Source organism: Enorma phocaeensis (assembly GCF_016901575.1).
Lineage (GTDB): Bacteria > Actinomycetota > Coriobacteriia > Coriobacteriales > Coriobacteriaceae > Limicola > Limicola phocaeensis_A.
Genome location: NZ_JACJKQ010000003.1, coordinates 160,305 through 178,417, shown reverse-complemented (window position 1 = coordinate 178,417; position 18,113 = coordinate 160,305). Strand labels below are relative to the sequence as shown.

Annotated in this window: 16 protein-coding genes and 1 pseudogene; 5 read left to right on the top strand and 12 right to left on the bottom strand. The window is 62.4% G+C overall.

The annotated features are described in order from the left end of the window. Positions 1–93: 93 nt before the first annotated feature. Together H6A15_RS03945 and H6A15_RS03940 are read right to left on the bottom strand one after the other, a co-directional pair. Positions 94–1,128 carry a helix-turn-helix transcriptional regulator gene (locus H6A15_RS03945; RefSeq protein WP_204672393.1) on the bottom strand — a complete coding sequence of 345 codons (1,035 nt, stop codon included), beginning with the start codon at positions 1,126–1,128 and terminating at the stop codon, positions 94–96. 360 nt (positions 1,129–1,488) lie between these two features. Next, positions 1,489–2,535, bottom strand: coding sequence for a YeiH family protein (locus H6A15_RS03940; protein WP_204672392.1), 1,047 nt, complete (start codon positions 2,533–2,535; stop codon positions 1,489–1,491). 132 nt (positions 2,536–2,667) lie between these two features. Between H6A15_RS03940 and H6A15_RS03935 the strand changes: the two genes are divergently transcribed. Then, the gene (locus tag H6A15_RS03935; protein WP_204672391.1) at positions 2,668–3,558 is read left to right on the top strand and encodes a LysR family transcriptional regulator; all 891 of its coding nucleotides are present in this window, start codon (positions 2,668–2,670) and stop codon (positions 3,556–3,558) included. 12 nt (positions 3,559–3,570) lie between these two features. Continuing rightward, positions 3,571–3,759 (top strand): annotated as a pseudogene (locus tag H6A15_RS03930) (helix-turn-helix domain-containing protein); the annotation flags it as partial. A gap of 152 nt (positions 3,760–3,911) precedes the next feature. Here H6A15_RS03930 and glmS read toward each other — a convergent pair. Continuing rightward, the gene (glmS, locus tag H6A15_RS03925; protein ID WP_204672390.1) at positions 3,912–5,777 is read right to left on the bottom strand and encodes a glutamine--fructose-6-phosphate transaminase (isomerizing); all 1,866 of its coding nucleotides are present in this window, start codon (positions 5,775–5,777) and stop codon (positions 3,912–3,914) included. A 395-nt stretch (positions 5,778–6,172) separates the two neighbouring features. Here glmS and H6A15_RS03920 point away from each other — a divergent pair, with 395 nt between their 5' ends. Next, the gene (locus H6A15_RS03920; RefSeq protein WP_204672389.1) at positions 6,173–7,300 is read left to right on the top strand and encodes a LacI family DNA-binding transcriptional regulator; all 1,128 of its coding nucleotides are present in this window, start codon (positions 6,173–6,175) and stop codon (positions 7,298–7,300) included. A 12-nt stretch (positions 7,301–7,312) separates the two neighbouring features. On the opposite strand, the gene H6A15_RS03915 is transcribed toward H6A15_RS03920, so the two are convergent. Beyond that, positions 7,313–7,963 (bottom strand): HAD family hydrolase, encoded by a 651-nt coding sequence (locus H6A15_RS03915; protein WP_204672388.1) that lies wholly within the window; start codon positions 7,961–7,963, stop codon positions 7,313–7,315. Positions 7,964–8,088: 125 nt separating this feature from the next. On the opposite strand from H6A15_RS03915, the gene H6A15_RS03910 reads away from it, so the two are divergent. Together H6A15_RS03910 and H6A15_RS03905 are read left to right on the top strand one after the other, a co-directional pair. After that, entirely contained in the window at positions 8,089–8,982 is an 894-nt protein-coding gene (locus H6A15_RS03910) for an ATP-dependent sacrificial sulfur transferase LarE (RefSeq protein ID WP_204672387.1), read from the top strand. Between the two features lie 43 nt (positions 8,983–9,025). Next, positions 9,026–9,238 carry a hypothetical protein gene (locus tag H6A15_RS03905; RefSeq protein ID WP_204672386.1) on the top strand — a complete coding sequence of 71 codons (213 nt, stop codon included), beginning with the start codon at positions 9,026–9,028 and terminating at the stop codon, positions 9,236–9,238. Between the two features lie 127 nt (positions 9,239–9,365). Here the strand turns inward: H6A15_RS03905 and H6A15_RS03900 are convergent, their stop codons facing one another. The 8 genes from H6A15_RS03900 to H6A15_RS03865 form a co-directional block, all read right to left on the bottom strand. Further along, on the bottom strand, positions 9,366–11,435 hold the full coding sequence (locus tag H6A15_RS03900; RefSeq protein ID WP_204672385.1) for an elongation factor G: 2,070 nt from the start codon (positions 11,433–11,435) through the stop codon (positions 9,366–9,368). Positions 11,436–11,811: 376 nt separating this feature from the next. Then, on the bottom strand, positions 11,812–13,440 hold the full coding sequence (locus H6A15_RS03895) for an S-layer homology domain-containing protein (RefSeq protein WP_204672384.1): 1,629 nt from the start codon (positions 13,438–13,440) through the stop codon (positions 11,812–11,814). A 209-nt stretch (positions 13,441–13,649) separates the two neighbouring features. Then, positions 13,650–14,171, bottom strand: coding sequence for a 50S ribosomal protein L9 (gene rplI / locus H6A15_RS03890; protein WP_204672383.1), 522 nt, complete (start codon positions 14,169–14,171; stop codon positions 13,650–13,652). Between the two features lie 39 nt (positions 14,172–14,210). Beyond that, the gene (locus H6A15_RS03885) at positions 14,211–15,191 is read right to left on the bottom strand and encodes a DUF2232 domain-containing protein (protein ID WP_204672382.1); all 981 of its coding nucleotides are present in this window, start codon (positions 15,189–15,191) and stop codon (positions 14,211–14,213) included. Between the two features lie 18 nt (positions 15,192–15,209). After that, positions 15,210–15,476, bottom strand: coding sequence for a 30S ribosomal protein S18 (gene rpsR / locus H6A15_RS03880; RefSeq protein WP_087410249.1), 267 nt, complete (start codon positions 15,474–15,476; stop codon positions 15,210–15,212). 67 nt (positions 15,477–15,543) lie between these two features. After that, positions 15,544–16,005 (bottom strand): single-stranded DNA-binding protein, encoded by a 462-nt coding sequence (locus H6A15_RS03875; protein ID WP_204672381.1) that lies wholly within the window; start codon positions 16,003–16,005, stop codon positions 15,544–15,546. 75 nt (positions 16,006–16,080) lie between these two features. Then, entirely contained in the window at positions 16,081–16,374 is a 294-nt protein-coding gene (gene rpsF, locus H6A15_RS03870; protein ID WP_204672380.1) for a 30S ribosomal protein S6, read from the bottom strand. Positions 16,375–16,793: 419 nt separating this feature from the next. Next, positions 16,794–18,083 carry a DUF4013 domain-containing protein gene (locus tag H6A15_RS03865; RefSeq protein ID WP_204672379.1) on the bottom strand — a complete coding sequence of 430 codons (1,290 nt, stop codon included), beginning with the start codon at positions 18,081–18,083 and terminating at the stop codon, positions 16,794–16,796. Positions 18,084–18,113: the final 30 nt, after the last annotated feature.

Here is an 18,113-nt window from a genome sequence, read left to right as displayed (position 1 = left end):
TCCCCGTCCCGACCGCCAAGACATCTATCCCGCTTGTACCCTGTAACGCCTTGGCGAGACGGATAACAGGATGGGCGAGGGCTCAACGCAACCCTACTCGTCCTTTTTGCCAAATGCGTTCATGAGGATGGCAACGATGCCGCAGAGCATGCCGCCCACAACCCATGCCATCCAGAACCACATGGCAGACGTGCCCTCAGGGTTGAACGCATCCATGTCTGGGGCAGAAAACACCGGGATAAACAGGAGCACGAGGCCCACGATGGTCGAAAGGATCATGATGACGCCGCAGACGGCACCCACCTTGTCGTCCGAGCGCTTCTTTTCAAGCAACGCGGAGCGGACCTCTTCATCCACCTTCGCATTGACGATGTCTTCAACCTCGAGCTCCTCCGCCACGCTTTTGTTGTACTCGGCGACGTTGGTACGGCCAAGCAGCATGCCATAGCGAACGATGAGCCACACGCCCGCCGCAATAAGGCACAGCAGCAGACAAAGTCCCTCTCGCTCTGTTGCCCTGCTCTCCCCCAGCACCATGATGCTAAGGGCTCCCGCAAAGATGAACGCGATGCCGGCGATCATGGCACGTGTGAACGCTTTACGCGCGGAGGCGCGGTCGCCTTCTGTGTAAAAGTCCTCGATATACGGGTGCGCCTTCATAAAGGCCGCATGCTCCATTCCCGCTGGGATGAAGAACGCCAGGCCAACCAACACGCCCAGCAATATGAGGGCGATCGTAAGAATGTCGGCATCTGCTCCGAACAGGGTGAAGCGGCCCTCTGCCAAAAATCCCAGGCCACAGCCCACAAGTATCGAGACGATGCCTGCAGGAACTTGGCGGGCAAGACGGCGCTGGTGCTCATCGTAGCCGCAGACGTCAGAAGGAGGACCTGCTGGAACGGCCGTCTGGATTCCCGGATCGCGTCCGGTAAGGTCGCCCTGCACAAGGTCGTCCAGGCTGCATTCAAAAATCTGGCAGAGCTTAAGAAGCTTGTCCATCTCGGGATAGCTTTTCTCCGCCTCCCACTTGGTCACAGATTGGCGGGAAACGCCCAGCAACATGGCAAGCTGCTCTTGAGTCATATTGCGTGTGGCGCGCAGATACTGAAGGTTGTCACGAAAGCTCATGGGAGGGCCTTTCGGTCGGGCTCGCACGGATGGGCGGTGGATGGCAGGACCGTTGCGGTGCGTCTCGCCTTTGTCCCATCTCGTTCATGAGTGGGCACGCCGCCGTATCGCGCAAGCGAAAGAACGTTTGCCGGCACCAATGAGTATGCGGGCGCCATACCCCTCATTCTACCAACCAGAAGGCTGCATTTTGGCTCAGGTGAGGCAACCGCGAGGCGCCTAGCGGTTGCCTTCCGCAGGTAAAGGCCTATTTCTTAGTATTGGGTGCGCTGGGGTGGACCGTTTGGAAGCAGAGGTGCCCGACTCCAAACGCGAGTGCAGCAAAGCGCCGCCGGACCATATGGCCCCAGACGCAAGGGCTTACCAGATGCCGAGCAGATGCTGCGCGGCGAGGCTCATGCAGGCGATGCCGACCCAGCAGGCAAAACCGAGCGCGATGGGCTTGCCGCCCGTGCGAACGAGCTTCACGATATTGGTATTGAACCCGATCGCTGCCATCGCCATGACGATGAAGAACTTCGAAAGCTCTTTGATGGGAGCGGTGATCCCTGCCGGCAAGGCGAATACCGTCGTGATGACACTTGCCAGCACGAAGAACACGATGAAGAAGGGGAAGATTCGCTTCAGGTCAAAGGTGCCATCCACCTGGACGGCGCCGCCGTCCTGGGAGGACGATGCGCGCCTGGCCTTTCGAACTTGCCAGAGGGCGAGCGCGAGCGTGATGGGGATGATGGCGAGGGTGCGCGTAAGCTTGACGATGGTCGCGGCGTCAAGCGTGTTTGCACCGGCATGCATGCCGTCCCAGGCAGCAGCCGCAGCAGTTACCGACGACGTGTCGTTCACCGCCGTACCCGCAAAGAGCCCGAACCCCTCGTTGGAAAGCCCCAGCAAACCGCCGAGCGTGGGAAACACCAATGCCGCGACGACATTGAACAGAAAGATCACGCTGATGGCCTGCGCGATCTCCTCGTCATCGGCATCGATGACCGGGGCCGTGGCCGCAATGGCAGAGCCGCCGCAGATGGACGATCCCACGCCCACAAGCGTCGAGATCTTCCCAGGAATGCCGAGCGCCCTGCTCAGCACAAACGCGATGACCAGAGAGGTCGCGATGGTGGAGACGATGATGGGAAGCGAGGTTGCGCCAACTTGAGCGATCTGCGCGAGGTTCAGTCCGAAGCCCAAGAGCACGACCGCCCATTGCAGGACCTTCTTCGACGTAAAGGTAACGCCAGGCATAAGCGGCGCGGAGGCTTTCTCAGGAATCACGAGTGCGAGCACCATGCCAAATAGAATGGCGAAGACGGGGCCGCCGATGACCTCGAACTGCCTGCCGAGCAGCCAGGCAGGAACGGCGACGACCAGGGCGAACAGCACGCCCTTCCCTATGGTAGCTACTTTTGTCATGGGCAACCCCTCATTCGATGAATCTATGCGTCTGGTCCGGTTGATGGGCGCGCCCATGGTATGCGACATATTAGATAATGTAAAATGATATATTTTGATTTACCCATAATGATTTCTTATGTTAGGAACTGCATGCTCGACCCGCGCACGCACACGTTTCTTGAAGTCTATCGTCGCCGCAGCTTTACCCGCACGGCCGAGGAACTCCATCTGTCACAGCCGGCGGTGTCGCAGCATATTCGCTGGCTCGAGGAGCGGCTCGATGCGCGCCTCTTCGTCAAACAGGGACGCGCCGTCACGCCCACCCGGGCGGCAGACATCTTGTACCTCCGCCTTTCCTGTCTTGAGAACGATGACGCACGCATCGCGGCCGAGGTCCGCGCAGCAGCCGATGAGGCTGCAGAGATGACCCTTCGCTTTGGAGCGACGCGCACCATCGCCGACTACGTCATGCCCCGCATTCTTCCGCGTCAACTCGACGCGGACCCGGACGTGCGGCTCACCATGGTGGTGGGAAACACCAACGAGTTGGTAACGCGGCTCGATCGAGGGGATATCGACGTCGCCCTCGTCGAAGGCCCTTTCGACTGCTCGGACTTCGAAGGGACGGCCTTGTCGACCGAGCCCTATATCGCTATTGGATCACGCGGCGAACGAGCAACCGAGCTTGCCGCGCTCTTGGAAAGACGCATCATCGTGCGTGAAAGCGGGTCGGGGACGCGCGAGATTCTCGAACGCAACCTCGCCGCCCGCGACCTTTCGCTCGCAGATTTCGCAGGCGCCATTGAGATCGGCAGCATCGCCGCCATCAAGGCATGTGTCGAGGCCGGAGGCGGCATATCGTTTCTCTATCGCGTCGCCGCCAACGATGAGCTGGAGAGAGGGTCGCTTTCCGACGTCACGCCGCCAGACCTAACCATCTCGCATGACTTCACGCTCATCTGGCAGCGAGGAAGCATCTATGCCGGACGCTTTCGCGCCCTCGCCGATACCTGGCGCTCTTGGCTATCAGATATTACATAACGAAAGGTCAGCAGCAAGGAGCTTGCCGAGAGCATCGGCATCTCGCCAGTAAACCTGTCGCGCATCAAGACGGGAAAGATCAGCGCCATTCGCTTCTCCACGCTTGAAGCAATGTGCGAAGCGCTTGCATGCCAGCCAGGCGACCTCTTGGAGTACGTGCCGGATGATGAGGCGGCGAGGCACTTCGGCCTTGAGGGATAGCGAAGCCCCATCGACCTGACGGAGCGGGACCAGCCGCAGCCGGTCCCGCGCCCTTGACTCCACACGTGAATCCTGCAGCCTCTTGCCACATGCAGCCGGCTACACAACCTGATTGCGACCAACCGAAGCGAACTGTCTGGGAGCGGCTCAGCCTACTCGACGGTGACGCTTTTCGCAAGATTTCGCGGCTGGTCGACGTCGCAGCCACGCATGATAGCAACCTCGCGCGCCAGAAGTTGCAGCGGTACCGTCGCCGTAATCGGGCTAAAGGCGTCGCGGACCACAGGAATATAGATGACATGGTCGGCGATCTCGGTGATATCCGCATCCCCTTCGGTCGCCACCACGATGATCTTCGCGCCGCGCGCCTCGCACTCCTTGAGATTCGAGACCGTCTTGTCATATACCGGGCTGCGCGTCGCCACCGCGATTACCGGGAATCCCGGGTCGATAAGCGCGATGGGACCATGCTTCATCTCGCCGGCAGCGTAGGCCTCGGCGTGCAGATAGCTGATTTCCTTGAGCTTGAGGGCCCCCTCGTGTGCGATGGCGGCGCCCATGCCACGCCCCACAAAGAGTGCCGACTGCGCGTCCACGCAGGCGCACGCCGCCTCATGAATTGCCTGCTCCTGGGTATCGAGGATATGCTGGATCTGTTCCGCCGTATCGCCGAGCTCGCGAAACAGCATGCGAACCTGTCCCGTCGTGAGCTTTCCCTTGACCTGCGCAAGCAGCAGGGCAAGAAGCGTCAGGCTTACCACCTGCCCGATAAAGCTCTTGGTTGAGGCGACCGCGATCTCTTTGTTGGCCTTTGTGTAGATCACGCCGTCGCTCTCGCGTGCCACCGGGCTGCCCACCACGTTGGTGATGCCAAAGACCTTCGCGCCCTTGATGCGCGCATCTCGAATGGCAGCGAGGGTGTCGGCCGTCTCGCCCGACTGAGACACCGCGACCACGAGCGTGGACGGGGTGATGATGGGGTTGCGGTAGCGAAACTCGCTTGCAGCCTCGACCTCGCAAGGAATGCGGGCCCATGCCTCGATGAGGTTCTTGGCGATGAGGCCCGCATGATAGCTGGTGCCGCAGGCGATTACGTATACTCGATCGATGAGGTTGAGCTCCTCCATCGTGAGGCCCAGCTCGTCAATAGAAAGTTCCCCGCCCACCATGCGGCCCACAAGGGTGTCTCGAACGACGCGCGGCTGCTCAAAGATCTCCTTCATCATGAAGTCGGGGTAGCCGCCCTTCTCGGCCATATCGATATCCCAGTCGATATGCGTGACCACGGGCTCGATGGCGGCGCCTTCGGCGTCGGTATAGGAGATGCCCTCGGGCGTGAGGCGGGCAAACTGGCCGTCTTCAAGCACCACGACGTCTCGCGTCGCCTCGATGAGCGCGATGACATCGGACGCGACGTAGCTGCCGCGCTCGCCGCGGCCGATGACGATGGGCGAGTCTTTGCGCGCCACCACGATCACGCCGGGCTCATCGGCGCACATGGCGGCAAGACCGTAGGCGCCGACCACCTGCGTGCACGCCTCGCGCACCGCAGTCAAAAGGTCGTGCGCCCCCTCGCGCCCACCATGGCCGTCGTAGGCCTCTTCGATAAGATGGGCGAGCACCTCGGTGTCGGTCTCGCTCGCAAAATGATGGCCGCGTGCCTGCAGCGCCTCGCGGAGTTCGGCGAAATTCTCGATGATGCCGTTGTGCACGATGGCGATCCTGCCGTCACAGCTTGTGTGCGGATGTGCGTTTGCCACACTTGGGCGGCCGTGCGTCGCCCAGCGCGTGTGGCCGATGCCGCAGGTCGCGTCTGCATCGACGGCAGCGAGTTCTGACTCGAGGCCCGCCACCTTGCCGACGCGTCGAATGACATCGATCGACGTCGAGCCGTTTGGGGCGACGCGCTCCAGGGCCACGCCCGCCGAGTCATATCCGCGATACTCGAGACGCTTCAAACCGTCGACGAGGATGTTTTTCGCCACGTCCAAGCCGGTATAGCCCACGATTCCACACATACCGCACGCTCCTTCGTTTCTGCTGCCATCGGCGGCTTCGCATGAGGCAATTCTAGCGGAGTGTCGCCCCGGTGGCGATATCTGGTATGTAAATCACGATACCAGCATGACCCCTCATTCACTTTGGTGTCGCGAGCGACCAGAGCATGACGGTCGGCCACCCGAATCGTTTTGCGCCAGAGCACCTGAAAGAGCCGCCCCGCACGCCCCTGCGCGTGACCCATCGGCCTTTCGGCACCCGCCTTCTCGGGGTGGCTCGATCACAGCCCTCCCAAGATATGCCCCTGCGCCGCACTCAAGCCGGCAAGGACCGCCATACACAGGATTAAAGCGCTTCAATCTTTGCTATCATGACCTGTATCTACGCTGCAGGGACACCATTCATGGGGGGCACCATGGCAAAGGTGAAAATCATCGACGTCGCACGCGCCGCGGGCGTGAGCCTTGGCACCGTTTCCAACGCGCTCAACCATCCAGAAAAAGTTCGGCCCGAGACACGTCGTCTTATCGAGGAGACCATCCGGGAGCTAGGATATACGCCCAACCAGAGCGCCCGCATGCTCGCCGGAGGCCACAACAACATGATCGGGCTGGTACTGCCCCAGCTCAACCACGGCTTTTGCCTCCAGATCATCAGCGGGGCGCAGAACGAGGCGCAGAAGCATGGATACTCCTTGATCTTCGCCGTGTCGGGACGCGACGAAGATCTTGAGGAGCAGCTGCTGCGCCACTTCATGGGCACCCAGCTTGCCGGCATGCTCTTCCAGCCCATCCCCCGTCCCACATGGACACCACGTCCCAACCCGACCGTGCCCATCGTATACCTCGATGCCGAAGGCCCCGACGAAGGCGCGTTCGTGACGGCGGACAACGAGGCCCAGGGTCGCCTCATCGCCGAGCATGCGGCATCATGCGGCGCGCGCCGCGTCGCCGTGATCGGATGCGCGCATGAAGGCGTGCTTTCACGACGCGTCACCGGAATCCGCGAGTCGCTCTCGACGCGCCCCGACATCGAACTCGAAGTTCTCGACGCAGGCGAATGGGACGTGTCGGGAGACGGATTTGGGTTGGGGCAGCAGCTCTCACGACGCGACGGTGCCGAGCGACCCGACTTCATCATCGCCCTCAGCGACGTGTTGGCAACGGGCGCCATTGCCGGAATTCGCGCCGCCGGACTCTCGGTCCCCGAAGACATCCGTGTGGCAGGCTGCGACGGCAACCCCCTCGCCTGGAGCGGAGCCGTCTCGCTTACCACCTGCGCGCCCGCAGGCTATGAGATGGGTCGAAAAGGGGTGCAGCTCCTCGTCGAGATGATTGAGGCCGAGCAGGAGCCGCAGGCAAGCCATGTACGCCTTGGAAACAGAGTGCAGAGCCCTCGTACGGAGGACCATCCCGCGCGGCGAATCGAGACCGTGCGCCCCTTCCTGCTTGAGCGAGCGAGCACCCGCGGCGCAGCAGCCACGACCAGCTCCGCCCATCGTTCCCCCCAGGTTCCTGAGACCAATCTGGGCGCCTACCTATAGCCTCTCCCCGCGCTACCCCAGCCGCTCGATGGCAGGCAGAAGGTCAAAGAGACTTTCCAGCACCCCGTCGCACATCCCTGCGATCTCGGGCGTGGGAGCAATTCGATCGGGCACCATGAAGACGTGCAGGCCGGCTGCGTGTGCAGAGCGGACCCCGTTGGGGGAATCCTCTACCGCCACGCACTCGCTCTTGCCCACGCCTGCGCGTCGTGCCGCAAGCTCATACATCTCGGGATCGGGCTTGCCGTGGACGACCTCGTCGCCGCAGGTCACCGTCTCGAAGCGGTCCATAAGGCCGAAGCGGGCGAAGTTTCTTTGGACGGTCGGCAGACGGGAAGAGGTTGCCAGGCCGACATGGGTTCCGGCGTCGCGCAAGGCATCGAGCACCTCGCGAGCACCCGGCTTGAGCTCAAGACCTTTGTCGGCAAGGTCGTTCTCGATCTTGCGATGCAGGCCGTACAGCTCTTCGGCACGGCCGTGATCGCCAACCTGGTCAGCGATGATGTCGATGACGCCCTCACGCGTACGGCCGATGAAGCTCTCCACCGTATCGGAGCTGAGACGGATGCCCGTCTGCTCGCTCATGATCCTCCACGACTCGACGCTCAGCCGCTCTGAATCTACCAAGGTGCCGTCCATATCGAAGATGACCGCCTTGATCATATCGCTTTCCCTCCGTGACGTTGGCGCCATGCCAATCCCGTTCGATTCCGCCGCCTATTGTGCCAGAATACGGGACGTTGATGGCCATAGCCGGCACACAGCGCCGATTTATCCCAAGGAGCACCATGACCAGCGATCTCACCCACAAGCTTGAAGAGCTTGTCGCGCTGCTCAAAAGCTACGGCGGCGTGGCACTCGGGTTCTCCGGCGGCGTCGATAGCACCTTTCTCGCCGCGGTGGGCGCGCGTTTCATGCCGCGGTCGACAACCCTCGTGCACCTCATCAATCCCTTTGCCGCAACGCCCGAGCAGAACTCGGTACGACAGCTCGCGCACGTCGAAGCCGACGGCACCAAAAGCGCGATGGGCCTTCCCCTCATCGAGATTCCCCTCGACACCCTCTCCATGCCCAAGGTTGCATGCAACGCACCCGACCGCTGCTATCAATGTAAGCTCGCAGGCTTCTCGCTCGTGGTTGCAGAAGCCCGGGCGCGCGGCATCCAAAGCGTAATCGACGGCAGCAACGCCGACGACGTCGATGACGATCGACCCGGCATGCGGGCCTTGCGTGAGCTTGGAGTACGCTCGCCCCTTCAAGAGACGGGCTGGCACAAAAGCGAGGAGCGCGCGTTGCTGAGGAGCTGGGACGTCCCCGTCTGGAACCTGCCTGCCGGCGCATGCCTCGCCACGCGCGTGAAGACAGGGGAGCCCCTGACCTCCGAGAAGCTCAACGTGGCCCGCGCGTGCGAGGACTACCTGCACGGCCTTGGCCTCAGACAGGTCCGCGCCCGCATCGAGGACGGCTCGGTTCGCATCGAAGCCGCCTATGAGGACCTGTCCTGCCTCGAGGCGCTCGCCGCAGGCGGGGCCGAAGACGTCGGGGCCGCGCCAGAACGGCGCTCGAGCGAATCCTCGGGGAACGATCGCGGAATCGGGCTTTCCCCCGCCATCCTCCACGAGCTCCGGCGCCTCAGCAATCGCAGGGTCGCCGCACGCGCCGAGGTATATCATTCTGGATAGAGAGCGTCGGCCGGCTCGTTCAACTTAAGGGGGCCGACGGCACATGAGCAAGAACGACCAGACTCCAAAAGAACTGAACACCATGCGAGCTGTTCTAGCCGGTATTCTCCTGCTCATACTCCTTGCACTTTTCTTCTTTCCAGAACTTCTCACCAACGACGCGCTCACCGCCGTCGTCGCGCTTGCCGGCGTTGCCGGCATAGTCCTTTCAGCTGCGGCGCTCCGCCTCACTCGCAAAAGGAAGGGCGACAAGTAAGAACAGGGTGAGCGGCAGGTCTGTCTCACTCCCGGAAACGTCCGCGCAAGCAAGCAGAGGGGCGCCCGAGAGCGCCCCTCTGCTACGTTTTCAAACCTTGCACTTCGCGCAAAGCGCTCCGCACAACCTACTTGTTGCCAGCGGCGCGGGCGTCCTGGTACTCCTTCACCAGGCGCTCCTGCACGTCGTGCGGAACCTGCTCGTAGCCGGCGGGCTCCGTGGTGAAGTCACCGGTGCCGCGGGACAGCGAGCGCAGGCGGGTTGCATAGTCCGTGAGCTCGGCATAGGGCACGGTCGCCGTGACCACGGTGTCGCCGCGATCGTTGGTGTCCATGCCTGTCACGCGGCCGCGGCTCGCAGACACATCGCCCATGACCGCGCCCGCATAGCTCTCAGGAATGGTCACGGTGATGTTCTCCATGGGCTCAAGCACGACGGGGCTCGCGTCGGCACACGCCTTCTGCAGGCCGATACGGGCGGCGGTGCGGAACGCCATCTCGTTGGAGTCGACCGGGTGATACGAACCGTCGTAGACGGCAACACGGATGCCCGTAAGCGGGAAGCCGGCGATCACGCCGCCCTTCATGGTCTCCTGGACGCCCTTGTCGACCGCGGGGATGAGGGCGCGAGGAATGTGGCCGCCGACGACCTCGTCCACAAACTCGTAGTCCGTGCCGTCGGTGAGCGGCTCGACGCGCAGCCAGCAGTCGCCAAACTGTCCGGCACCGCCGGTCTGCTTCTTATGGCGACCCTGGGCGCTTGCGACGCGGCGGATGGTCTCGCGATACGGAATCTTGATCGGCACGCTATGAGCCTTGACCTTCGTACGCTCCTCAAGCCTGTTGAGCAGCACGGAGACCTGCGCCTCACCCACCGCAGAGATGATCGTTTGGGCGGTCTCCTCGTCACGATCGATATGCATGGTGGGATCGGCGTCGCAGGCGCGCTCGACAAAGGTGAAGAGCTTCTCCTCGTCGCCACGATTCTCGGCCTCGATGGCGATGCGGTACTGCGAGTTGGGGAACTGGAAGGCAGCGGCCTCTACCTTGCCGGAGACCGACAGGGTGTCGCCGGTGTCGGCAGCGATCTTGGTGGTCACGATAATATCGCCCGCCTCGGCCTTGCCGACCTCGGTCATCTCGCGGCCGCACATGACATACAGGTGTGCCAGGCGCTCGCCCTTGCGGGTGCGCGCGTTCACCAGCTCGATGCCCGGCGTGAGGGTACCGGTAAGGACCTTGATGAAGGAGATGCGTCCCTGCTGCGGGTCGTTCAGGGTCTTGAAGACGAAGGCAACCGGACGGTCGTCGGTCGAGGAGATCTTCAGGGTGTCGCCGTCGACAAGCGGCATCTCGCCGTAATCCGTAGGGCTCGGGAAGTAGGTGACGATGTCATCCATGACGGAGTGGACGCCGAGCTCGCGCGTGCAGGAACCGACGAACACGGGGACGAAGAGGCGCTGGGCGATCGCCTTGCCAAGAAGGTTCTCGACCTCGTCCTGCGTGAGCGGCTCGCCCTCGAGATACTTCTCCATGAGGTCATCGTCCGCCTCGGCAACGAGCTCGCAAAGCGTCTCGCGCGCGGCCTCGGCCTGGGCGCGGTACTCCTCGGGAATGTCGTATTCGGTCTGCTTCACGCCCTCGCAGTGGCGCGCCTTCATGCGCACGATATCGATGACGCCCTCAAAGTCGTCTCCCGTGCCCCACGGCAAGGTCACGGCGCCCAAACGCATGCCAAAACGCTCGCGCAGCAACGCCATGGTCGAATCGTAGTCGGCGTTCTCCTTATCGATACGATTGATGAAGACGGCGCGGGCGAGGCGCAGGTCCTCGGCGGCATACCAGAGCTTGACGGTTGTGGGCTGCGGCCCCTCGGCAGCGTCAACCACAAAGAGCGCGGTCTCGCACACGCTCATAGCCGCATAGGCGTCACCGATGAAATCGGGATAGCAAGGCGCATCCAACACGTTGATGCGGTGGTCTTTCCAGTCGATCGGAGCGATCGATGTGGAGATGGAAACGCCGCGCTTGACCTCCTCGGCATCATAGTCAAGCGTAGGCTTCGTGCCCGCATGACCACCCAGGCGGGCAGTTTTGCCTGAAAGGTGCAACATCGCTTCTGCCAGAGAGGTCTTTCCTACTCCTCCCTGGCCAACCAAGACGACGTTCCTCACTTTGGCAGTCTCGGGTGCACCCATGGCAACCTCCTTTGGTTGGGGCGCACGGCTGCAAAGCCCCGCAGGCACAAGGCGACGCGGGAGAGCTTGGGCTGGCACCGTGCGCGCACAAACTCATACATTACTGACGAGACTACCCGTTGTTCCCAGGCGGCATGCCCACCTTTCGCCCAGCGCGCACTCGTTTGCGGTAAAGGGGGAGCGGCGCTCGATTGCAGGCGCCGCGTCAAACGAGAAAGGCCCCCGCGCCGCTGCGCAGGGCCCGTCTCGCCGCAAGTGCCCAAGATCGATGGACATGGGAGCTCTCCGCCCCCTGAACACACGACTCCCCGCCCCAGAAATGGCGACGGCTCCAGAGCTGGTCGGCCTGCGTGGACAACGGCAGGTCCCAACGTGGTCATTCGCCCAGCAACCCCTGCTGAATCGCGCGCATGATAAAGGTAGCCCCTTCGGCCCTGGTGCAACTGGAGGCGGTGCGGAGCTCGCCGTTGTTCCCCTTTAGGAGACCAATCTCCAAGGCCTGCAGAACGTTGTCTCTCGCCCACGCCGAAGTCGCCGGCGCATCACGATAGCCGGCGAACGCCGCCAGCGTCTCGTCGCTCACCGGGAACTGTCTGCCCGATGCCCTCAGCAGCATGGTGACGACCTGTTCGCGCGTAACGGGATCGTCCGGACGGAACCACTGCCCGCCAGCGGCCTCTACACCGCTGATGACGCCGGCCTGCACGGCCCAGTTGGCTGCACCCGTATACCATTGGCCGCCTCCAATGTCGGGCAGGTCCGTCTCGTTAACGGCGGTTGCCGCGTTGTAGCTCGCATCTGCCTCCGGCTCGAAGTAGCGCCACAGAATCGTTGCGAACTGAGCACGCGTCATATTGCCGTTGGGGTCGAATGCCGTATCGCTCACCCCGGACATCAGGTTGTTTTCAACCATAAATTCCAGGACTCCCGAAGTCACGTACCAATCGTTCTCATGAACGTCGCGGAACCCGTATGGATGCACCACCGCAGGCTCCCAATACGTCTGCCAGGTTACGCTGTCATAGCGCGTGTCCGGGCTCGAGAAATACTGATACCAATCATAGTGATCGAAGGAGAAGTAGTCTTCGGACTTCAGGAAGTATGTCTGGCGCACCACGGCCGGCGAGCCACCGATCGGGTCGTCCCACGTAACGTCGACGTGATACCACTGGTCGCCGACCATGATCTGGTTCCAAGCATGATTCATGTTGGGAGACTCGACGCCGCAGGCACCAAGACCGGCGCGGGCGCACAGGTCGCGGTATAGGTTGGCGTATCCCTCGCACACCGCGCTTCCATTGACCAAGGCGCCGTAAGCGCTGTGGATGTACTGGAAGGTGTCAGATGACCATGACTGTGCATAGGAGCAGTGGATGACGATGTAGTCGTGCAACGCCTTCGCTTTCTCCGCCTGCCCCATGCCGGCGTCTACCCAGTCGAGCGCTTCTGCGATCTTCGCCTCATATGTCGCCTTCATTGCGGGAATCTGTTCCATGGGAAAGTCGTACATGGGGATGATGTAGTCCGCCATGCCTGGCCGGTAGCCGGCATATCCGCCGCCGCTCACATAGAAGAGGTCCGGAAACGAGTTCTTCACCAGGTCGTACAGCGCCATCGCCTCATCGCCCGTCAGGTTGAACCGGCTGATATCGATCATGGTCTCGAGGCGCTGAATCGCCTGGCCGACATAGACGATCGCATCCGTCGAGACTTCGAGCGGCTCAACGACGGCTTGCGGCTCAAGGCCATAGGAGCCATCGGGGTTTTGCACCTGAACACATGTGTACGGAACCTCGACCACACCGTTTTCCTCGACCAGGTCCAACCACGGGGAGGGACCGGGATCCTCTTGGGCAAAGAGAGGGGTGGGCAGCGCGGCGGTCAGAGCAAGCGCAAGCATCGTCGCCAGAGCAACCACGAGGGCACGGCTCGATCCTGCCCGCTCTCCATGCATCCCTCGCTGGGCACATGGCGTCGCCGCCGTCACGTTTCGCAACACACCCATATGAAACCCCTTCCCACAGAGCGTTCGCGCCTGCTGCTATCGTAAGGGGTGTTATTCGATGTTGGGACGCCAAAGGCGCAGGCGGCACTGGCGGCTCGGCAAATGAGCGGATCGGCGCAGAGACGAATGAGGCGCACGGTACGAAAAAGGCCCCGCGCCGTTGCGCAGGGCCTTATCGCTCAAAAGCATATGTGCCAAGAGGCGCGAGGCTACTCGGCGGTCTCCTCGGCTGCGGCCTCCTCTTCGGCGACCTCGGCCTCGGCATCCTCGGAGACGAGCTCCTCGGGCTTGACGCCGACGAGCACCACGACGGTGGTGCGGATGTCACGATAGAGCGAAATCGTAACCTCGTGGGCACCGGCAACCTTGATGGGCTTGCCGAGCTCGACGCGCTTGCGATCGATCTCGGTACCCAGCTGCTCCTTGATCGCGTCGGCGATCATGGCAGCGGTGACCGAACCAAACAGGACGCCCTCGTCGCCAACCTTGACGTCAACGGTGACCTGCTTGCCATCGAGGGTCTCCTTGAGCGCGGTGGCGTCGGCCAGACGGACGGCCTCGCGCTTCTCGATGTTGTTGCGGCGCTCCTCAAGCTGCTTCAGGTTGCCCTTGGTAGCCGCAACGGCGAGCTTCTTCGGGAAGAGGTAGTTCTCGGCGTAACCCTGAGCGACATCGACGATATCGCCCTCGCCACCCTTGCCCTTGATCTCACCAAGAAGAACGACTTTCATGAGATCTCCTTCGAACGCACCGCGTGTGCGGCGCTTTGATTACGTAAGTGCCTCTGCGTCAGAACCACCGCGAGCAAGCTTGCGGAAGTTGGCCCAGACGTCGATGAGGCCGACGATGCTCAGGATAAAAGACATCGCCTCAATCCAGACTGCAAAGCAGATGATAAGCGGCCGAAGCATGCAACCCGTGCGCAGGCGCATGAGCATGCTGGAGAGCACGCCCAACCCCTGGGCAGCGAAGATGATACGGACGTTCATGAATACCGTCGCCGACACCGTGCGAACCACGTCTGCGTACGGAATGTCCGCAAACGAGGCGCCCATCCCCAGGATGGAGAGCGCGAGCGCTGCAACCGACCAAAGGGGGGCGTCGAAGTTCGCGAGCTGGGGAGCCCGGCAGGGAGCTGTCCCGCGAGGTGCGGCGACAAAAGCGCCGATGCCAGCGCCAACAGCATTCACCATGACCGTCAAAGAGTACACGAGAGGCCATAAGGCCCGCACGAGAGGCTCAGCGGCGCTGACGATTGCGTCGGAGGCGACGCCGTCTCCTGCCGCCAGGCGCACGGTCTCAAGCAAGGCCCCGCAGGTGGTCTCGGCAACGCCGAGGCCTTGTCCCGCGAGAATGATCGCGTCGACCGCCAAGCTTGCGAGAGTTCCCGCAACCACGACGGAAGACACGGCCGTGACGCTCGCGCGTCCGCGACACATGAGCGTCGCAAGCGCGAGCGAGGTGAATGCAGCGGGCACCAGGACCAGGCCTTGGGACAGACCGAGCATCGCCGCAAATGCGACGATGGGCACCACTGCTGCGAGCACCACGCCCACAAGAGCGCGGTGACCGCCACGATCGACGATAGTACGCGCCACGCCAGCAAGCAGCATGACGCCAAACAACGGGTACCAGCTCACCATCGCAACCGAGAGCGCAACGCCCACATACCACAGCGGCGACAGCGCGCCGCCCTGCTTGGGCGCTGGAACCAGCTCGTTTCCCGGGATGTTCTGGCTACCCTGAACCATCTGCTACGCTACAGCCTGTTAGCCGCGATCACGGCCGCCGCGGGAAGAAACCACGGGGACGGTGTACGGCAGCAGGGCCATCTCGCGGGCGCGCTTGATGGCGTTCGCGATGTCGTGCTGATGCTGCGTGCAAGCGCCAGTGACGCGACGGGGCTTGATCTTGCCGCGGTCGGTCATGTACTTACGGAGGAGCTGAGTATCCTTGTAGTCGATGTACTCAGTGCCCTCCTTGCAGAACTGGCAGTACTTACGACGCGGCTGACGTGCTGAATAATCATTAGCCATGTCAAAATACCTTTCTTGCGGCGCGGGAGCAGATGCTGCGCGCGCCCTCACTGAAGTCTGACGATCCCTAGAACGGGATGTCCTCATCGTAGACGTCCACCGCAGGCGGAGCCTGGACGGGCGCCGCAGGTTGGGGCTGAGACGCATACTGACGCGGCGCCGGGGCAGCAGGCTGCCCGTAACCGCCGTCAGGCGACTGCTGGCCGCGGCTCATGAACTCGATTTCATCGACGATGACCTCGAGCTTGCTGCGGCGCTGGCCGTCGCGTTCCCAGGAGCTGTAGCGGAGCTTTCCCTCGATCGCGACCTTGGAACCCTTGCTCAAAAAGCGGTTCACGGCCTCGGCGCGGGTCCCGAACATGGTGCAGTCCACGAAGTTGGGATAGTCCTCCCAGTCACCCGTCTGCGGATTGCGGCGACGGTCGTTGACCGCCACGCCAAACGAAAGCACCTGGGTGCCGCCGCTGGTCATACGCAGCTCGGGATCACGCGTGAGATTGCCCGAAATATTCACTCGGTTGATGCTCATGTGACTCACTACCTCTCAAACCTACTGCACGCATTCGCGTGCCGGGGCGCAGGCGCCCCCATCCGACGCTGTCGCTTACTCCTTGTCGTCGCGACGAACGATCATGTGACGCTCCACCGCATCGGTGATGCGAAGAACGCGATCGAGCTCGGCGATCTGGGTGGGATCTGCGTGGAAGTTGATGAGGGTGTAGTCACCTTCGGTGAGACCGTTGATCTCGTAGGCGAGCTTGCGCTTGCCCCACTCGTCAACGTTGTCAACCTTGCCGTTGCCCTCAGCGATCGTGGTGTCGATACGCTTCATGACGGCGAGACGGGTCTCGGGGTCGAGAGCGGGGTTGACGAAGAACAGCAGTTCATAGGCCTTCATGTGGTCACCTCCTCTGGGCATAAGGCTTCAGGTCGTGAAGGTGCGCCTGAAGCAGGAAAGGACTCAGAAACTATACCTTCTTGGACCGGAATTCTCAAGAAGTCGTTGAGCCCCATCATGACCTCCACAATTTGGCCTCCACCTGGCTTTCCTGGCCACGCGCTCGAAGAGGGCGCGCCTGGAACCACATCTTGCTACACCCCTCTTGCCACAATCTTTCACATCTCTTGTCGAAACCATCGCTCAGGCCTTGCCAATATCCAACAAAGGCATCGCTCGCCTGCTTGCGCGCGCCGACTGATGCAAATTCCCAATCGGGCAACGTGCACCGCCTGCGGCAGCTCCAGAGACTCTCCATGAAAAGACCCTGCAGGCATCTGCCCACAGGGTCCGCCATCAGCTATGTTCAAGCGCGTCCGCTAGCCCTCCGAAATCGGGCCGCCACCCTCGCGATCTGTCGAAGCGATCGGGCCGAACGCTTCATCGTCCTCGCCCTTCTCAGAGCCATCAACTGAGGACTGCTGGGGCAACACGGTAGTCGGAGCAACGCCGCTTTCCGAAGATGACGGCGAGGCGAAACCCGCCGCGGCATCGCTCGGCTTGTCGGGCGTCCTCGGCGTTGCCAGCGATCCCCCTGAAGAGTATTCGGAGGCCGAAGCGGACGCGGCGTATGCCGCAGGCGACCAGTCGCTAGGCGCGGCTCCGGCAACGGATGGGGCATCGGCGGCAGTCGCGCCCGGCTGTACCGGGATGTCAGAGGGCGCCGCGGGACCACCGCTTGCGGCGGCGTGGGTCGGCTCGCCCTGCGGGCTAAAGCCCGTCACCGTGGGCGCGCCGTCAGGCAGCGGATCCGAAGACAGCCCCCAACGATCGACCGAGAAGCGGCTGAACCACTGTCCGCACGCATTGATGTTGACGAGCTCCATAGACACCGTCACCACGGCACAGGCAAACACGGCAAGGATCATCAGCAGCACCGCCACGAGCATGAACGACGGGCCAAGCGAGAACAGCTGATGCAGCAGGTAGCCCATGCCATCGTGGCCCCACGAGTCGTAGCTGTAGCCTCCAGAGAAGACGATGCCCAAGGCGCCCCCTGCGATGAAGATGCCCCCGATGATGGCGAGCACCGCGCCGCACGCAACCACGATGGCAGTCGACGCAAGGGAGACTACGCACACCCGCAGAAAGCCGCCGAAATCTCGACCGACCATCTGGCACAGGCGATCGAGGCGCCAACCGGCGCCAAAGCTGTCATACAGCGTCGCGCGCATCATCGCCATATGGATAAAGGTCCCGAGCATCATTCCGACGGCCGCGCCCAAAAGGCCGATCCCGCGCAGGTTCATGTCGAAGTCCAAAAACCACGTCCGAAGGCCGACCGAAAGGGGCGTGAACGTAAAGCTCACCGCGCCCGCAGTAAGCACCCCGCACACAAGAGACGCCGCGATCCCCAGCGTGAGATACACCGCAAAGGCGCGGGCGCCGGTACCGAGAACCTTGCCCACATCGACGCCGCGCTGCTTGGGCGCCGCGTCGATTCCCCATGCGGTCAGGCGCGCCCATTCAAAGCCAAAGCCCAGAATCGCCATGGGTCCCACGATGGGAACCCATCCCACGAGCGCCAAGATCAGCACCGGCTTGATCCACCCCTTGTCGCGCGTGAGCATGTGCCACGACGACGTGAAACCAACTTGTTGAGAAAGCATCGTCACTCCTTGCTCGCCCTCGTACCTCGA